The organism is Streptomyces sp. NBC_00012 (assembly GCF_045040875.1).
Lineage (GTDB): Bacteria > Actinomycetota > Actinomycetes > Streptomycetales > Streptomycetaceae > Streptomyces.
Genome location: NZ_CP108309.1, coordinates 3,553,580 through 3,570,369, shown reverse-complemented (window position 1 = coordinate 3,570,369; position 16,790 = coordinate 3,553,580). Strand labels below are relative to the sequence as shown.

The window sequence follows — 16,790 nt, the reverse complement described above, 5'->3', positions numbered from 1 at the left end:
GGGCCGGGATGCGCCGACCCGGCCGCGTGGCCGGCACTTGCCACGTATCGTGAGAGCCTGAAGACCGTACGCAGCCGGAGACGGTGGATCAATTGCACGGTGAGTGACCGCAATTGATGGATTGATCCGGTCTTTCGTGGCCGGGGGGACAGCGCGCTCTGGGGAGGCGTCGTGGACGACTATGCGGGTCGGGTACTTGCCGACCGCTACCGCCTTCCGCTGCCTCCGAGTGATGAGTACGAAACGATCGAGACCCGGGCATTCGACACATATAGCGGTCAGGAAGTCCTGGTCCGGCAGGTGCCGTTGCCCGAGGTGGTGGACGCCGAGGTGCTCGACGCCGAGGACCTGGCCCCGGCGGCCCGGCGGGCCACCGGGCGGGCCGTGCGGATGCCCGCCGACCCGGCGGTCCGGCGCGCCGTGGAAGCGGCGCAGGCGGCGGCCCGGGTGCCTGACCACCCCAGGCTCGGCCAGGTCTTCGACGTGTTCGCCGAGGAGGGTTCGCTCTGGATCGTGAGCGAACTCGTCGAGGCCCGCCCGCTCGCCTCGCTGCTCGCGGAACGCCCGCTCAATCCCTTCCGGGCCGCCGAGATCGGCTCCGACGTGCTGACCGCGCTGCGCGTGCTGCACGCCCATGGCTGGACCCACCGGAACATCACCGTCCGCACGGTGCTGATCTGTGACGACGGGCGGGTCGTGCTGACCGGTCTGGCGGCCGGGGCGGCGGAGGAGGCGCTCTGCGGGTATGTGACGACACCGCAGCCCGACGAGGACGAGGACGAGGGCCGGGGCGGATACGAGAGCCGGGGCGGATACGGCCGCGAGGACGACTACGGCCACGAGGACGACTACGGATACGCGGACGGGTTCGGCCGCCCGGCGCTCGGTACGGGGCCCGCCGACGCCTACGCGCCGCCCCCGCCCGTCCTGCCGCCCCTGCCCGCCCCTCCGGTCGAGGTGCCGGCCTCACGCGGCCCGGCGGCGATCGAGACGGGCCGGGGGGCCGACGCCCCTCGTGGCGATGACGATCCGTACGCGGACGACGACCCGTACGGCGACCCGCACGGCGAAGGCGACGGCTCCGATACGCCCGACGCCCCCCACGGAGGCCCCGGAGACGCCGCGCAGCTGCGGGCCGAGCGCACCGGTGCGATCACCGCCTACCGCGAGGGCGCCCGAGCCGCCACACGCGTCGGCGAGGACCGGCGGCGCGCCGGGGCGGGCGACGCGGGGGACACCGGAAGCCTGCCGGTGCAGCGACCCGCACGGCCGCAGGACGCGGACCCGTCCGACCCGGACCACGGCCGTCCCCGGCCGCCCGCCCCTTGGAGCCGCGCCACCGACGACCCGTACACCAAGGACCCGTACGCCAAAGCCCCCCACGCAGCGGATCCCTACGACGACGTGGACGACGCCGACGGCGGTTACGGCAACGACGGCCACGACGACGGCGACGATGGCTACCCGCCCCCGCGGCGGCTGCATCTCACCGGTTCCTGGAGCGACGGCCCCGGTTCCGGCCGCCCCGTCCCCGCCGGAGGTTCGGGCGAGGACGCGCTGCGCGCCGACGCCCGGCGCCACGGCGACTCCCCGGCGCTGCCCGCGCACCGCCCGGGTCACCAGCAGCAGCCGGGCCGCTGGGACGAGCGGGCCGCGAGCGACCGCACGGACTCCGTCTACCGGGGCCCCGCCACCCCGCTCGCCGCCGAGCGCGCCCGGCAGACCCGGATCGCCGTGGTCGGCGCGGTCACCGAGCGCTGGGCGCCCGAGCAGGCCGGCCCCGTCCACGAGAACTGGCGGCTGGCACCGCCGATCGGGCCCGCCACCGACCTCTGGGCACTGGGCGCGCTGCTCTACCGCGCCGTCCAGGGCCACGCCCCCTACCCCGAGGAGAACGCGGCCGAGCTCGTCCAGATGGTGTGCGGGGAGCCGCCCGCCTTCGCCGAGGAGTGCGGTCCGCTGCGCCCCGTCGTCGAGTCCCTGCTGCGTCAGGACCCCACCGAACGCCCGGACTTCGAGGAACTGAGCGGCTGGCTGCGCTCCCTCGTGCGGTCGGCGCCCGAGCCCGAGGCTGGTCTGGATGTCGTACCCCTGCCGTCCGCGGACACCGCCAAGCTCCCCGTCGTACGCCGCCGGGGCGAGCTGGTCCGCAGGCGGCGCGGCCGGAACGCGGCCCACGGTCGTCACCGCCACACCAAGGACAAGCCCGACCGGCAGGGCCGGCAGGTCGTGCCGGACATACCCGGGGACGACCGGCCCGCCCGGCAGCCTCACCCCTCCCGGTCTCCCCGGGCGCCGCGTGAGCCCAAGGGTCCCAAGGTGCTGCGCACCCCGCCCCGCCCCCACGAGGGCGGCGGCCGGGCGCCGCGGCGGCTCGGGCGGCTGCTCCTGCTGCTGATCCTGCTGGCCCTCGCCGCGGCCGTCGCGTACGCCGTGATGTTCATGCCCGAGTCGGGCAGCGAACCGGGCAACGGCTCCCCGGGCCCGGCCTCCTCGGCATCCGGTTCGCCGGAGCCCGGCACGGGGGAGTCCGGCGGCCGGGAGTCCTCCGGGTCGCCCGGCGCCCAGAAGCCGCAGACCAGCCGCTCCGCCGTCGCGCTCGCCCCCGGCTACACCCTGCGCAAGGACAAGGAGGGCTTCGAGGTCGGTGTGCTCAAGGGCTGGCAGCGCAGCCCCGCCAACGCGGACCGTCAGATCCGCTACGGCAGCGACGGCTTCAGCCTGCTGATCGTCCCGGGCCGCGACACCGTCAAGGCCAACGGCGACGACCCGCTGGCCTACCAGGCGGGCAAGGAGCTGGAGTTGCAGCCGTTCCGCGATTCCAGCTGGTCGGGGTCGAGCGGGCTGCGCCGGATCGACGTCGGACGACAGGCCATGGCGGAGGGCCAGTTCACCTGGCAGGACGAGTCGGGACGCGAGGTGTACGCCCGCAACCTCGTGATGATCGTCGAGGGCAGCTACCACGTCATCCAGGTCATCGGCCCGGAGAGCCGGCGCGACAAGGTGTCGGACATCTACGAACAGGCCGTCGCCTCCTACCGCGTGACGCCCTGACCCCTCTCCGTGCAACTCCCGGGCCGTGACGGAGCGACAAGCATCACAGTGCGGTCTCGTGCGCGGTGCGAGGTTCCGTGGCCGTGCATCCCCTCCGTAATCTGGCACCCGAGGAACGGGGCGGGGATACGTGGATCGATCACAGAGCACGGACGCGGGACTGTTGCTGGCCGGAAGGTACCGGCTGGGCGAGGTCCTCGGGCGCGGCGGCATGGGCAAGGTCTGGCGAGCCCACGACGAGGTGCTGCACCGCACGGTCGCGGTCAAGGAGCTGACCGCCGGTCTGTACGTCGCGGAGGCCGACCGGATCGTGCTGCACGCGCGCACGCAGAAGGAGGCCCGCGCGGCAGCCCGGATCACCCACCCGGGCGTGGTGACCGTGCACGACGTGATCGAGTACGACAACCGGCCCTGGATCGTCATGCAGTACGTCGACGGCCCGTCCCTCGCCGACGCCGCCAAGGAGTCCGGCGAGATCGAGCCGCGCGAGGCCGCCAGGATCGGCCTCCACGTGCTGAGCGCCCTGCGCGCCGCGCACGGGGCCGGGGTCCTGCACCGTGATGTGAAGCCCGGTAACGTGCTCCTCGCCAAGGACGGCCAGGTGCTCCTCACCGACTTCGGGATCGCCGCCATCGAGGGCGACTCGACCATCACCCGGACCGGTGAACTGGTCGGCTCCATCGACTACCTGGCGCCCGAGCGGGTGCGCGGCGGCGACCCGGGACCGGCCTCCGACCTGTGGTCGCTCGGTGCCACGCTCTACACCGCGGTCGAGGGCCGCTCGCCGTTCCGCCGTACGTCCCCGATCTCCACCATGCAGGCCGTCGTCGCCGACGAGCCCCCGCCGCCCGGCCGGGCGGGCCCGCTGGCCCCCGTGATCACCGCGCTGCTCCGCAAGGAGCCGGACGAGCGTCCGTCGGCCGCGGAGACGGAGCGGATGCTGCTGGACGCCATGGAGGGCCGCGAGCCCGTGGCCGCGCAGGCGTTCGTACCGACGCAGAGCGTCCCCGACGAGGTCCTGCGCTCCCTGGGCACGGACGGCCCGCCCGGCCCGTCCGCCCCCGGCACCACCCAACTGCCCTACCCCACCGCCCCCGCACCGGCCCCGACGACCCGGCGCGGCCGCGGCCGCTGGCGCACCGTGGTCCTGGTCATCGCGGCCGCGGCGCTGGTCGGCGGCGGCGCGGGACTCGCCGCGATGAAGTACAGCAACCGGACGGACGACACCACCGGCCGCGACGGCACGCGCACGCACGCACCCGTCGACCCCGGCAAGCCCGACGCCGAGACCCCACCCTCGGCCAAACCCGACACACCGGTGAGCGACGTGCCCAAGGGCTGGAAGCGGGTGGAGGACCCCGAGGGCTTCAGCCTTACCGTGCCCGAGGGCTGGGAGCGCCGGGCGGACGGCAACCAGATCGACTACACCCCGGACAACGGCGTGCACTACATCCGGATCAGCATCGACCCGGCGCCCGACTTCGAGAACCCGTACATGCACATGGTGACGAGCCTGGAGCCCCAGCTCGCCAAACGGCTGCCCGGCTACGAGCGCAAGACCCTGCACTCCAACACGTACCGGGACCGGCCGGGTTCGCTCTGGGAGTTCACCTGGACCGAGACCAAGGACCATCCGGGCCCGCGCCACGCCATCGACCAGATGTACTTCGGTGAGGAGGGCGGTCCCGAGTACGCGCTGTACATGACGGGCCCGGCGGAGGACTGGGACACGACCCGGGCGCAGTTCGACACGATGCTGCGCGGATGGCGTCCGCCGGGCAGCTCCGGCTGACGCCCGCCGGGCCTGCCGGACCCCGCCGTGACGACAGGGCTCCTGATCAGGGGCTTTGTTGCCAGTGATCGCTGGCTCGTTTGTGGGGACTGTGAAAACCCGTTACCCACGGGTACCCAAAGTGTGCGGCTGGACGTACTCTCGCCCTCATGACGGACTCGCAGGCCTCCACATCCACCTCCGCGGCCCCGGTCGGCACCAACCCGGTGGCCGCCGCCCCCGCGGGCGTACGCACCGCCGCCGATGTGGTGACTCCCGAGGTGATCGCCCAGCTGACCCGAGGCGTGGCCGGCTCCGGCCGTACGGCCAACCACACGCCCTTCACCGGGGAGAAGCTGGCCGACCTGCCGGAGTCCACCCCCGAGGACGTGGCGAGCGCCTTCGAGCGGGCCCGCGCCGCCCAGTCCGCCTGGGCCGCGACGCCCGTCCGCGCCCGGGCCGCCGTACTGCTCCGCTTCCACGACCTGGTGCTCAGCCGCCAGGCCGAGGTGCTCGACCTCATCCAGCTGGAGACCGGCAAGGCCCGGCTGCACGCCCACGAGGAGGTGCAGGCCGTCGCCGTCGCGGCCCGCCACTACGGGCGCAAGGCCGGCTCGTACCTGAAGCCGAAGCGGCACACCGGGGTCGTACCGACCCTCACCAAGGTCACCGAGCTGCGCCAGCCGCGCGGCGTCATCGGGCAGATCGCGCCGTGGAACTACCCGTTCGAGCTGTCCGTCGGCGACGCGCTGCCCGCGTTCGTCTCCGGCAACGCCGTCGTGATGAAGCCCGACACGGAGACCGCGCTGACCGCGCTGTGGGCCCGTGACCTGCTGATCGAGGCCGGACTGCCCGCCGAGGTCTTCCAGGTCGTCCTCGGTGAGGGCCCCGTCGTCGGCCCCGAGGTCGTCAAGCACGCCGACTACGTCTCGTTCACCGGCTCCACCCGCACCGGTCGCGAGGTCGCAAAAGGCGCGGCGGACCGGCTCGTCGGCGTCTCGCTGGAGCTCGGCGGCAAGAACGCCATGCTGGTCCTGAAGGACGCCGATGTGGAGAAGGCCGCCGCGGGCGCCGTCCGCGCCTGCTTCTCCTCCGCCGGCCAGCTCTGCATCTCCATCGAGCGGCTGTACGTCCACGAGTCGATCGCCGACGACTTCGTGGCCCGCTTCGCCGCCCGTACGAAGGCCATGCGGCTCGGCAACTCCCTCGCCTACGGTGCCGACATGGGCTCCCTGGTCGGCGAGCGCCAGCTGGAGACCGTCACCCGGCACGTCGCGGAGGCCGTCGAGAAGGGCGCCAGGCTCGTCGCGGGCGGCGTCGCCCGCCCCGACATCGGCCCGCTGTTCTACGAGCCGACCATCCTCGACGGCGTCGAGGCGCCGATGGCCGTGTGCAGTGAGGAGACCTTCGGCCCGGTCGTCTCCATCTACCGCTTCACCGACGAGGACGAGGTCGTGGACCTCGCCAACGCCACCCCGTACGGCCTGAACTCCAGCGTCTGGACCAAGGACTCCAGGCGTGGCCACCAGGTCGCCGCCCGGCTGCGCACCGGCACCGTCAACATCAACGAGGGGTACGCCCCCGCGTACGGCAGTGTGCAGTCCCCGATGGGCGGCATGAAGGACTCCGGCCTCGGCCGCCGGCACGGCTCCGAGGGCATCCTCAAGTACACCGAGGCGCAGACCGTCGCCCAGCAGCGGCTGATCCCGCTCGCCCCGTCCTTCGGCATGGACGACGAGAAGTACGCGGCGTTCATGAGCGTCAGCCTCAAGGCGATGAAGGCGTTCCGCCTGCGCTGACACCGGGTACCGCGGCACTTCCCGGTACCGCAGCACTTTCCGCCCGTTTCGCACCGAGGAGAGCCATGTCCCAGGACAGCCCTGCCCAGAATCGGCCCGCCGGCCAGGAAACGGCCGACGACGACGCCGCTTACGACTACGACGTGCTCGTCGTCGGCTCGGGCTTCGGCGGTGCGGTGTCGGCGCTGCGGCTGACCGAGAAGGGGTATCGGGTCGGGGTGCTGGAGGCGGGCCGCCGCTTCACCCGGTCCGAACTGCCCAGGAACTCCTGGGACCTGAAGAACTTCCTGTGGGCCCCGGCGCTCGGTCTGTACGGCATCCAGCGCATCCACCTGCTGGGCAACGTCATGGTGCTGGCGGGCGCGGGCGTCGGCGGCGGTTCGCTGAACTACGCCAACACCCTGTACGAGCCGCTCGCGCCGTTCTTCGACGACCCGCAGTGGAAGGACATCACCGACTGGCGCGAGGAGCTGGGCCCGTACTACGACCAGGCCAAGCGGATGCTGGGGGTCCGGCTCAATCCGACCATGACCCCCTCGGACGTCCACCTGAAGGCGACCGCGCAGGCCATGGGCATCGGCGACACGTTCCACATGGCACCGGTGGGCGTCTTCTTCGGGGACGGCGAGGACGGCGACGGTACGGCGAAGGCCCGGCCGGGCGGCGAGGTCGCCGACCCGTTCTTCGGCGGGGCGGGGCCCTCCCGCAAGGCCTGCACCGAGTGCGGCGAGTGCATGACCGGCTGCCGGCACGGCGCGAAGAACACCCTCAACGAGAACTACCTCCACCTCGCCCAGAAGGCGGGCGCGGTCGTCCACCCGATGACCTTGGTCGTCGCGGTCACCGAGAACTCCACGGGTGGCTACGCGGTCAAGACCCTCCCCACCGACAACCGGAAGAAGGGGAAGGGCCGTACGTTCACCGCCCGCAAGGTCGTCGTCGCCGCGGGCACGTACGGCACCCAGACCCTGCTGCACCGGATGAAGGACACCGGCCTGCTGTCCCGGATCTCGTCCCGGCTCGGCGAGCTGACCCGCACCAACTCCGAGGGCCTGGTCGGCTCGCAGACCAGCGACCGCCGCTACCGGAAGAAGCACGGGGCCGCACGGGCCGACTTCACCCGCGGTGTGGCCATCACCTCCTCGATCCACCCGGACGAGAACACGCACATCGAGCCGGTCCGCTACGGCAAGGGCTCCAACTCCATGGGCGCGCTGACCGTCCTCCAGGTGCCGTACGGCGCGCACCGGGTGCGCAGGTGGCTGCTCGAACTGGCCAAGCACCCCACCCTCGCGGCGCGGTCGCTCTCCAACCGCCGCTGGTCGGAACGGACCATCATCGGGCTCGTCATGCAGTCGCTCGACAACTCCCTGACGACGTACCGCAAGCCGGGGGGCGCAGGGAAGGGCCTGCTCACCGCCAGGCAGGGGCACGGAGCGCCCAATCCGACCCAGATCGAGGCGGCGACGCGCAGCGCCAAGCTGCTCGCCGAGGAGATCAACGGCTTCGCGGGCTCGAACGTGGGCGAGCTGATGGGCACCCCGCTCACCGCGCACTTCCTCGGCGGCTGCCCCATCGGCGCCACCGCCGACGACGGGGTGATCGACCCGTACCACCGGCTCTACGGACACCCCGGCATCTCGGTCGTCGACGGCTCGGCGGTCTCCGCGAACCTCGGCGTCAACCCGTCGCTCACCATCACCGCGCAGGCCGAGCGCGCGATGTCCTTCTGGCCCAACAAGGGCGAGGCGGATCCGCGCCCGGCGCAGGGTGAGGCGTACGAGCGGCTGACCGCGGTCGAGCCGCGGTCACCGGCCGTGCCGAAGGACGCCTTCGGCGCGCTGAAGCTGCCGTTCCTCGGGCTGCCGACCGTCCCGCCGAAGAAGAACCCGCAGTAGTCCGGGGAGATGACCGGCGGCTTTCCCGGGCGATGACCGGCGGCGGTCCTGCGCGATGACTCGCGGGGGTCCTGTGCGATGACCGGCGGCTTTCCCGGGCGACCGGGGCAGCGGAAAGGGGGAAAGGGGCTGCACCCCCCTCCGAGTGCAGCCCCTCACGCTCACGGTGACCGGACGCGTCACACGCCGGCCTCACCGTTCCCGCGGCGCCGCACGATGAACATCGCGCCCGCGCCGAGCACCACGCCGCGCAGTCCGCGGCGGCGAACACGGGCCCGCCGTGCGGCAGCACGAGCGGGGCCGGTGGTTCCGCATGGTTGACCCGTGGTCCGGCGCAATGGTTGTCCGGATGCTCACAGAACCCTTATGTGACGCCCCTCACGTCCGGGGATCGCGCGTGACCTGGGGGGCACGGAAAAGGGCCCCGCGGACCGGGAGCCGGCCGGCGGGGCCTCGTACGTCGGTGCCGGGACGCGGCCCGCGCCGTGCGGGCTGTTCTCGCGGGCTCTGAACCGGAAGCGGCCGGCCCCGGGCGTCCCCGGAGCCGGCCGTTTCCTGGAGTGACCGGGCTGCTGTCCCCTGCCGACCGGTCACGCACGCTGGGGCGCGGTCCCACGGCGTACCTGCGGTACGCCACACGCACCAGCGGAGCCACGCGTGGTTTTCCTTACCGGAGCCGCCCCTGGCTGGCACGGACACCGGGACCAACGAAGCCGCGCCGGACCCGGTCACGCGCCGTACGGGTGAGAGGCGGCCCGAACTGGGATACGCCGGAGTACCCCCGGCCCGCGGGGTGTCACGCCCGGCCGCGGCACAGCTCCAGCAGCGTCATGGCGAGGGAGGTGCCGGGCCTGCCGAGCGCGTCCCGGTACGAGCCCAGGATCTCCATCTCGCGGGAGAGGTTGATCCGTCGGCCGCCCGAGGTGATCCGGGCCTCCTGGACGACCGCCGAGATGGCCATCCGCTCCTGGACGAGCCCGATGATCCGGTCGTCGAGGGTGTCGATCCGGGCCCGCGCGTCGTCGATCAGCGCGGCGGCCTCCTCGGTGTGCGCGCCGGTCTTCTCAGTGCCGGTCTTCTCGGCGGTGCTCTTCGCGGGGGCGGTGCTGGTCATGGTGGTGACTCCTCGTGGGGTGTGGTCCCCGAGGCCGGCCGGTCCGTAACGCCAAGGCGCCCCGGGCCTTTCGGCCCGGGGCGCCTGGAACGTTGCTTGTCGGTGGGATCAAGCAGCACGACCATGGCAGCCGGCGGGCCGGATGCCATAGGTAAAGTCGAAGGTCGTGTGCTGAAGCATGGAACCAGTATGGCCCGGTCGTGGTGGGCGGACCAACACGACGCCCGGATGCTGAGACGCCTGTCCGGGGAGACCGTCGTCCCGCACCTCCGTACGGGCGGGACGACGGCGGACTCCGCAACCCCGGTAGAATCGACAAAACAGACCCCCCTTCACCGCCGGAAGGCCGCCCGTGCCAGCAGCACCCCCCGCCGCCCCCGACACCGCCACCGACGTGGTCCTCGTTGTCGACTTCGGCGCGCAGTACGCCCAGCTCATCGCCCGACGCGTCCGTGAGGCCCGGGTCTACAGCGAGATCGTCCCGTCCACCATGCCGGTGGCCGAGATGCTGGCCAAGAACCCCCGGGCGATCATCCTGTCCGGCGGCCCCTCCTCGGTGTACGCCGAGGGCGCGCCGTCCCTCGACCGTGCGCTGTTCGAGGCCGGGGTCCCGGTCTTCGGCATGTGCTACGGCTTCCAGCTGATGGCCACCACGCTCGGCGGCACCGTCGACGACAACGGTGCCCGTGAGTACGGCCGTACCCCGCTCGCCGTCTCCAAGACCGGCTCCACGCTCTTCGAGGGCACGCCCGCCGAGCAGTCGGTCTGGATGTCGCACGGCGACGCCTGCTCCGCCGCCCCCGAGGGCTTCACCGTCACCGCGTCCACCGACGTCGTACCGGTCGCCGCCTTCGAGAACGACGAGAAGAAGCTCTACGGCGTCCAGTACCACCCCGAGGTCCTGCACTCCACGCACGGCCAGCAGGTCCTGGAGCACTTCCTCTATCGGGGCGCCGGCATCGAGCCGACCTGGACCACGACCAATGTGGTCGAGGAGCAGATCGCGCTGATCCGCGAGCAGGTCGGCACCAAGCGCGCCATCTGCGGCCTGTCCGGCGGGGTGGACTCCGCGGTCGCCGCGGCCCTCGTGCAGAAGGCCATCGGCTCCCAGCTGACCTGCGTGTACGTCGACCACGGTCTGATGCGCAAGGGCGAGAGCGAGCAGGTCGAGAAGGACTTCGTGGCCTCCACCGGAGTCCAGCTGAAGGTCGTCGACGCCGAGGAGCGCTTCCTGACCGCGCTGGCCGGGGTCTCCGACCCCGAGCAGAAGCGGAAGATCATCGGCCGCGAGTTCATCCGGGTCTTCGAGCAGGCCCAGGCCGAGATCGTCGCCGAGGGCGCCGCCGGCGGCGAGGAAGTCGCCTTCCTCGTCCAGGGCACGCTCTACCCGGACGTCGTCGAGTCCGGCGGCGGCACCGGCACCGCCAACATCAAGTCGCACCACAACGTGGGCGGCCTCCCCGAGGACATCGAGTTCCAGCTCGTCGAGCCGCTGCGCCAGCTGTTCAAGGACGAGGTCCGGATGGTCGGCCAGGAGCTCGGCCTGCCGGAGGAGATCGTCCAGCGCCAGCCGTTCCCCGGCCCCGGCCTCGGTATCCGGATCGTGGGCGAGGTCACCAAGGAGCGGCTCGACCTGCTCCGCGAGGCCGATGCCATCGCCCGCGAGGAGCTGACCGCGGCCGGCCTGGACCGCGACATCTGGCAGTGCCCGGTGGTCCTGCTCGCCGACGTCCGCTCGGTCGGCGTCCAGGGCGACGGCCGCACCTACGGCCACCCGATCGTCCTGCGCCCGGTCTCCTCCGAGGACGCCATGACGGCCGACTGGTCGCGCCTGCCCTACGAGACGCTCGCCCGTATCTCGACCCGCATCACCAACGAGGTGGCCGACGTCAACCGCGTCGTGCTCGACGTGACGAGCAAGCCGCCGGGCACCATCGAGTGGGAGTGACCCCTCCCGCAAGGTCAATGCCGATGCCGTCGCTCATTCGTTTGGGCGGCGGCATCGTCGTATGAGCTGGGTACGCTGGCTGAGGAGACGAGACTCTGCCCCATGGGAGCAATCATGAGTGCCGCACCCGAGTACGAGCTGGACGAGAAGTACAACTACCCCGTCCCCCCGCCCGAGGGCTGGACTGCGGAGGATCTCGACCGGCTTCCGAATCTGCCTCGGCGCACTGAGCTGATCGATGGGAGTCTCGTCTTCATGAGTCCGCAGACCAGGTTTCACATGCGGACCATGCGTCTGCTGGAGAATTCTCTCCTTGAGCAGGCGCCGGACGATCTCGATGTCTTTCGTGAATTCAGCGTCAGGCTGGACAGCCGGAACCGGCCGGAGCCGGACGTGCTCGTGGTTCCGCTGGGGGCGGATACCGGTCCCAAGCAGACATCACTCAGGCCGGAGGACGTCATCTTGGCGGTGGAGGTCGTCTCGGAAGAGTCTGCGGACAGGGACCGGGAGGTCAAACCCCGGAAGTACGCAGCTGCCGGGGTCGTGCACTTCTGGAGGGTGGAGGCGGGCGGGGACGGTCTGCCGATCGTGTACGTCTACGAGCTCGATCCGGCGCTGAAGGCCTACACGCCGACGGGCATCCACCACAACAAGCTGAAGCTGGACGTTCCCTTCCCTCTTGAAATCGACCTCACCGCGATCAACCAGCGGCGGCGATAGACAACGCTCGGGGGCGGTTCCGCGCAGCCCATCCGCCCCCGTACCCCTGGCCACTTGCGGCAACCGGCGGTAACTTCCGATCCCGTACGTCCTGGGAGCCACGAGGAGCCGCCATGTCCGAGCCCACACCCATACCCGTGGACCAGCTCCATTTCGCGATGCCGCCCGTCCACGAATCCGTGGCCGACGAGCGCGCCCACCGCAAGGAACGGCTGGCCGGGGCGCTCCGGCTGTTCGGGGAGTACGGGTACGAGGACGGCGTCTCCGGGCACATCACCGCCCGGGACCCGGAGTTCTCCGACTGCTTCTGGGTCAATCCCTTCGGGGCCCCGTTCGCCGGGCTCGCACCGGACGAACTGATCCTGGTCAACGGCGAGGGCCAGGTCGTCGAGGGGCGTCACCACGTCAATCAGGCGGCGTTCGCCGTCCACGCGCAGGTGCACCGGGCCCGCCCGGACGTCGTCGCCGTCGCCCACACCCACTCCGTGCACGGACGGGCCCTGTCCGCGCTCGGTGAGCTCATCGAGCCGATCACCCAGGAGTCCTGCGCCTTCTACGAGGATCATGTCCTCTACGACGCGTACACCGGGGTCGTCGTGGACGAGGACGAGGGGCGCCGGATCGCCGCCGCGCTCGGCGGACACAAGGCGATCGTGCTGCGCAACCACGGGCTGCTGACCGTCGGTGATTCGGTCGACGCGGCCGCCTGGTGGTTCATCGCGTTGGAGCGCTCCTGCCAGGTGCAGCTGGCCGCGCGGGCGGCCGGGAAGCCGGTGCTGATCGAGCACCCGGACGCGCTCGCCACCCGTGAACAGCTGGGCAGCGACCTGGTGGCCTGGATCAACTACCAGCCCCTGTGGCGCCGGATCAGTCGCACGTTCTGACGATCCGGTCGCACATTCGGGCGGTCGCCGCTCAAGAGCCGCCCCGATGCGGTCCGGAGCCCTTTCGTACGGCACAATTCGCAGCAATCACAGCAGAGTTGGCTGTACCGGGGGTTGAAAGGGCGGCGTTCCCAGTGGCGTTGGACGAGGCGAGGGCGGGCAGCACGCACGGGGGCGGCTGCACGTGCGGAGACTGCCCGCACGGGGCGCGCGAGGGCCACCGGCGCGCGGTGGCCGTGTTCCTGGCCAAGCGGGACGAATTCGCCGCCGGCCAGGGGCTGCCGCCCGGGGTCGCGCAGTCCGCCTCGGCGACCCGTCAGTGGGTCTCGGACGAGCTGACCCAGTCCGCCAGGACCGTCGCCGAACGGGGCCGGGAGGAGGGCGACGCCTGGCTGTACCGGGTCTGGCGGCGCACTCTGATCGCGGTGTGGGCGGGCGTCGCCCTGCTGGTCATCGGTGAGGCCGCCACCGCCATCGGCGCGGGCTGGACCAACGCCCGTACGGCCGGGCTGGTCGCCGGACTCGTCACCGCGGGCCTGCTGACCGGCGCCGCCCATGTCCACCGTGCCCGGGGCGGCCTCCTCGCCCCGCTGATCGGCGAGGACAACCGGCTCTCCACCTCCCGGGCGGTCGCCGCCTCCTGGGTCCTGCTCGCGGTTTTCTCCGTACTCGTGCTGGCGCTCCAGCTGGCGGGCGCATCCGGCCACGCCGAGCGGGACGGACTGATCGAGGGGCTGGACCTGGCCCGCGGCGCCGGGGTGGTGACCGTGCTCGCGCTGGTCTGCGCCGTCGCCGTCGTCGTACGCCGGGTGGTGACCGTAAGGACGCTGGCCGGGCGGCTCCAGAAGCTGCGGGCCGTCCGGCCGCGCGCCGCCGACCTGCTCACCGACGACTCCGGGCGGGGCAGCTTCACGGATGTGCAGTATGTGCTGGTGAGCACCGTCGCCGTGCTGTTCGCCGCGGTCCGCCTCGCCCGCCGGCCCGAGCAGCTGCCGGACCTGCCCTGGGGCCTGGCGCTGCTGGTCACCGTCTCGGCGCTCGCCTACTTCGCCGGGAAGTACGCGGAGGGCGGGCGCCCGGTGATCCTCTCGGTGGTCCGGGCCCGCGAGGCCGGGGACCTGGACTCGCCGGTCCGCACCGGCGACGACATCGAGATCCGCGGTGCGGGCTTCGTGCCGCCCGGCGCCGGGACCCCGGAGCGGCTGGCCCGCATGGTCGTCCGGATCGGCCGGGTCCATGTGCATGTGCCGCTGATCCCGGTCACCGGCGGCTTCGCCAACCCGACGGACGGGGTCCTCACCGTGCCGGTGCCGGTGGAGGTCGAACCGGGGGTGGTGGAGGTGCAGGTGGTGACCGCCGCCGGGGTGGAGACGAACCGGGTCGAGATCGACGTGACGGACTGACCGCCGTACCACGTGGCGGGCACCGGCCGGAGTACCCACCGAGTGAGTAGAGCGTTCGTTGCGTACGTAAGGTCAGGTGACGGGTCTACGGAAGGCGGTGCGGCCACATGCAGGGATACGGCACGAACATACGGGGTCTGGGCGAGTCGAGAGGGCTCAAGGACCTGGCGCGGGAGCACGCCCTGCTGCCCCTGCGGATCTTCCTCGGTGTCACCTTCGTCTACGCCGGGCTCGACAAGCTCACGGACAGCGGCTTCTTCAAGGCGAGCGGCGCCGGTTCCATCGGCGAGACCATGCACGCGGTCCGCGACTCGTCCGCGATCCCGGCCCTCGTCGACCTCGCGCTGAAGAGCCCCGGCGCCTTCGGCTACGCCATCGCCATCGGTGAACTCCTCGTCGGCCTCGGCACCCTCGTCGGGCTGTGGGCACGGCTCGCCGCGCTCGGCGGGGCGCTGATCTCGCTGAGCCTGTGGCTGACCGTGAGCTGGCAGGTCTCGCCGTACTACTTCGGCAACGACCTGGTCTATCTCATGGCCTGGCTGCCGCTGCTGCTCGGCGGGGCCGCGGCGTTCTCCGCGGACGCCCTTCTCGCGTCACGGCGGCGACGGATCCGGTAGTTCACCCAGGTCGCGGTGGCGGCCAGCCAGAGGCCGCCGAAGAACAGCGGGAAGAAGAACACCCACGGGGCGTCCCAGAGCCCTGCGGCGTCCGCCGCGTATCCCGCCGCCAGCGCGAGCATGACGACTCCCGCCACCGCCCGTCCCGGACGGATCTCATGACGCAGCACGGGTGACCTCCACCTGTCCGATGCCGACTTCGAGAGTGAGCTCCACCGTGCCCGCCGGTCTGCTGCCCGGGGACGGCGGCAGCGTCCGGTGCTCGTTCTGCGACGGCCTGATGTCCACCTCGGCCGGCGCCTCGGCGGCCGGGGCCCCGCCGGGCCGGCTGACCGGCAGGGTGATGTCGCCGAGGCCCGACCTCGCGTCCACCTTCACCGTCACCTCCTTCGGCACGATCACGACCACACGGCCGGCCCCGACGCCCACCTCGGTCGCGAGGGTGTCGCCCCGGGGCACCGTGATCCCGGTGAGGTCCAGCCGGGCCACTCCGGTGCCCAGCTGGTAGCGCGGCTGGACGGCGGCCACCGAGGCCGGGCGCCAGCCCTCGCGCACCCACTGCGTGGAGATGTCCTTGGGCAGCGCGGAGGCGCACGCCAGCAGGACGGCCGTGATCATCGACAGCATGACCGTGCCGAACCCGGTCCGCCCCAGGAACGCGCTGACCAGCATGCCAAGACCGAACACCGCGAGCGCACCGGCCAGGCCGAACTGCAGACTCGTACCGAGAGGCTGGGACTCCCAGCTCAGCCCAGTGCCGAGCCCGCCCGCGATCAGCGCGAACAGGAAGACCAGACCACCGATCGAGGTCGGGCCCCTGGTGCCGGGCTCCCGTCGGGGCGCGCGGAACGGATCCTTCGGCGCGGCACCCGCGGGGCGCGGCGCACGGGGCGGGACCACCGCGTCGGCCGGGCCCCACAGATAGCCCGCGCCCACCGGACCCGAGGTGCCGTCCTTGACGATCGGATCCCGCCACCACGACGGGCTGCCCGGCGTCGGCGGCGCCTTCACCTCGGGGGGCGCGTCCGCCACCGCCTGCGCGGTCGCCGGATGCAGCGGGTCCTCGGGCGCCGCGGTCCTGCGGGCTTGCGTCCACACGGCGAAGCCGACGACCGCGAGCGACAGCATCGCGGAGAACGCCAGCGTGCCGCCGTTGCCCAGCATGGAGAGGAACAGACCGCAGCCGATCAGCGCGAGCAGCACCGCGATCAGCGACGCCCCCTCCACCCGGCCGGACAGCAGCCTGCGCGCCTCGTTCTCCTCCTCGCCGTCCACCGGGACCAGCAGCCAGGCGAAGCCGTAGAAGATCAGCCCGATGCCGCCGGTCACGGACAGCACCCCGAGCACGATCCGGAAGATCACCGGATCGACGTCGCAGTACCGGCCGAGCCCGCCGCACACCCCGGCCACCACCTTGTGCTGCGGACTGCGCCGCAGCAGCGGGGCCGGTTCGGGGGGCGGAGCGACACCGGGGGAGGTGTCCTGGGGAACGGTCATGGCTCCATGGTGACGGGCCGGGAGCCCGTCCGGGACCCGAGCCGACCCTGGCCGATCCCTGATATTGGCCGGCCGGGCCCCTGAG

11 protein-coding genes are annotated in these 16,790 nt (G+C 72.2%); 9 read left to right on the top strand and 2 right to left on the bottom strand.

Going from position 1 to position 16,790, the window contains the following annotated elements:
* Positions 1 to 171: 171 nt before the first annotated feature.
* From OHA19_RS16150 to OHA19_RS16135, 4 genes are all read left to right on the top strand, one after another.
* On the top strand, positions 172 to 3,054 hold the full coding sequence (locus tag OHA19_RS16150) for a protein kinase (protein WP_405750615.1): 2,883 nt from the start codon (positions 172 to 174) through the stop codon (positions 3,052 to 3,054).
* A 130-nt stretch (positions 3,055 to 3,184) separates the two neighbouring features.
* The gene (locus tag OHA19_RS16145) at positions 3,185 to 4,846 is read left to right on the top strand and encodes a protein kinase domain-containing protein (protein WP_405715912.1); all 1,662 of its coding nucleotides are present in this window, start codon (positions 3,185 to 3,187) and stop codon (positions 4,844 to 4,846) included.
* 149 nt (positions 4,847 to 4,995) lie between these two features.
* The gene (locus OHA19_RS16140; RefSeq protein ID WP_405750612.1) at positions 4,996 to 6,624 is read left to right on the top strand and encodes a succinic semialdehyde dehydrogenase; all 1,629 of its coding nucleotides are present in this window, start codon (positions 4,996 to 4,998) and stop codon (positions 6,622 to 6,624) included.
* Between the two features lie 65 nt (positions 6,625 to 6,689).
* A complete protein-coding gene (locus tag OHA19_RS16135) occupies positions 6,690 to 8,522 on the top strand; it encodes a GMC oxidoreductase (RefSeq protein WP_405715915.1) in 1,833 nt (610 codons plus the stop codon).
* A gap of 796 nt (positions 8,523 to 9,318) precedes the next feature.
* On the opposite strand, the gene OHA19_RS16130 is transcribed toward OHA19_RS16135, so the two are convergent.
* Positions 9,319 to 9,636 (bottom strand): chorismate mutase, encoded by a 318-nt coding sequence (locus OHA19_RS16130; RefSeq protein WP_405715917.1) that lies wholly within the window; start codon positions 9,634 to 9,636, stop codon positions 9,319 to 9,321.
* Positions 9,637 to 9,988: 352 nt separating this feature from the next.
* Here OHA19_RS16130 and guaA point away from each other — a divergent pair, with 352 nt between their 5' ends.
* The 5 genes from guaA to OHA19_RS16105 all read left to right on the top strand — a co-directional run bounded on the left by guaA (position 9,989) and on the right by OHA19_RS16105 (position 15,208).
* Positions 9,989 to 11,584, top strand: coding sequence for a glutamine-hydrolyzing GMP synthase (guaA, locus tag OHA19_RS16125; protein WP_405715919.1), 1,596 nt, complete (start codon positions 9,989 to 9,991; stop codon positions 11,582 to 11,584).
* Positions 11,585 to 11,698: 114 nt separating this feature from the next.
* Positions 11,699 to 12,304, top strand: coding sequence for a Uma2 family endonuclease (locus tag OHA19_RS16120; protein ID WP_405721795.1), 606 nt, complete (start codon positions 11,699 to 11,701; stop codon positions 12,302 to 12,304).
* A gap of 113 nt (positions 12,305 to 12,417) precedes the next feature.
* Positions 12,418 to 13,188: a class II aldolase/adducin family protein gene (locus OHA19_RS16115; RefSeq protein WP_405715921.1), complete on the top strand. Its 771-nt coding sequence runs from the start codon at positions 12,418 to 12,420 to the stop codon at positions 13,186 to 13,188.
* A gap of 134 nt (positions 13,189 to 13,322) precedes the next feature.
* Positions 13,323 to 14,591, top strand: a complete 1,269-nt coding sequence (locus tag OHA19_RS16110) for a hypothetical protein (protein WP_405715923.1) — start codon at positions 13,323 to 13,325, stop codon at positions 14,589 to 14,591.
* A gap of 107 nt (positions 14,592 to 14,698) precedes the next feature.
* Positions 14,699 to 15,208 carry a DoxX family protein gene (locus OHA19_RS16105; protein ID WP_405715925.1) on the top strand — a complete coding sequence of 170 codons (510 nt, stop codon included), beginning with the start codon at positions 14,699 to 14,701 and terminating at the stop codon, positions 15,206 to 15,208.
* A gap of 156 nt (positions 15,209 to 15,364) precedes the next feature.
* Here OHA19_RS16105 and OHA19_RS16100 read toward each other — a convergent pair whose 3' ends face one another.
* Positions 15,365 to 16,705, bottom strand: a complete 1,341-nt coding sequence (locus tag OHA19_RS16100) for a PspC domain-containing protein (RefSeq protein WP_405715927.1) — start codon at positions 16,703 to 16,705, stop codon at positions 15,365 to 15,367.
* Between the last annotated feature and the right edge of the window lie 85 nt (positions 16,706 to 16,790).

Bases quoted from the DNA above. Each gene is read 5' to 3' on its own strand.
- OHA19_RS16105 (WP_405715925.1), top strand. From the start codon at position 14,699: ATGCAGGGATACGGCACGAACATACGGGGTCTGGGCGAGTCGAGAGGG.
- OHA19_RS16120 (WP_405721795.1), top strand. From the start codon at position 11,699: ATGAGTGCCGCACCCGAGTACGAGCTGGACGAGAAGTACAACTACCCC.
- OHA19_RS16135 (WP_405715915.1), top strand. From the start codon at position 6,690: ATGTCCCAGGACAGCCCTGCCCAGAATCGGCCCGCCGGCCAGGAAACG.
- OHA19_RS16115 (WP_405715921.1), top strand. From the start codon at position 12,418: ATGTCCGAGCCCACACCCATACCCGTGGACCAGCTCCATTTCGCGATG.
- OHA19_RS16100 (WP_405715927.1), bottom strand. From the start codon at position 16,705: ATGACCGTTCCCCAGGACACCTCCCCCGGTGTCGCTCCGCCCCCCGAA.
- OHA19_RS16130 (WP_405715917.1), bottom strand. From the start codon at position 9,636: ATGACCAGCACCGCCCCCGCGAAGAGCACCGCCGAGAAGACCGGCACT.
- OHA19_RS16140 (WP_405750612.1), top strand. From the start codon at position 4,996: ATGACGGACTCGCAGGCCTCCACATCCACCTCCGCGGCCCCGGTCGGC.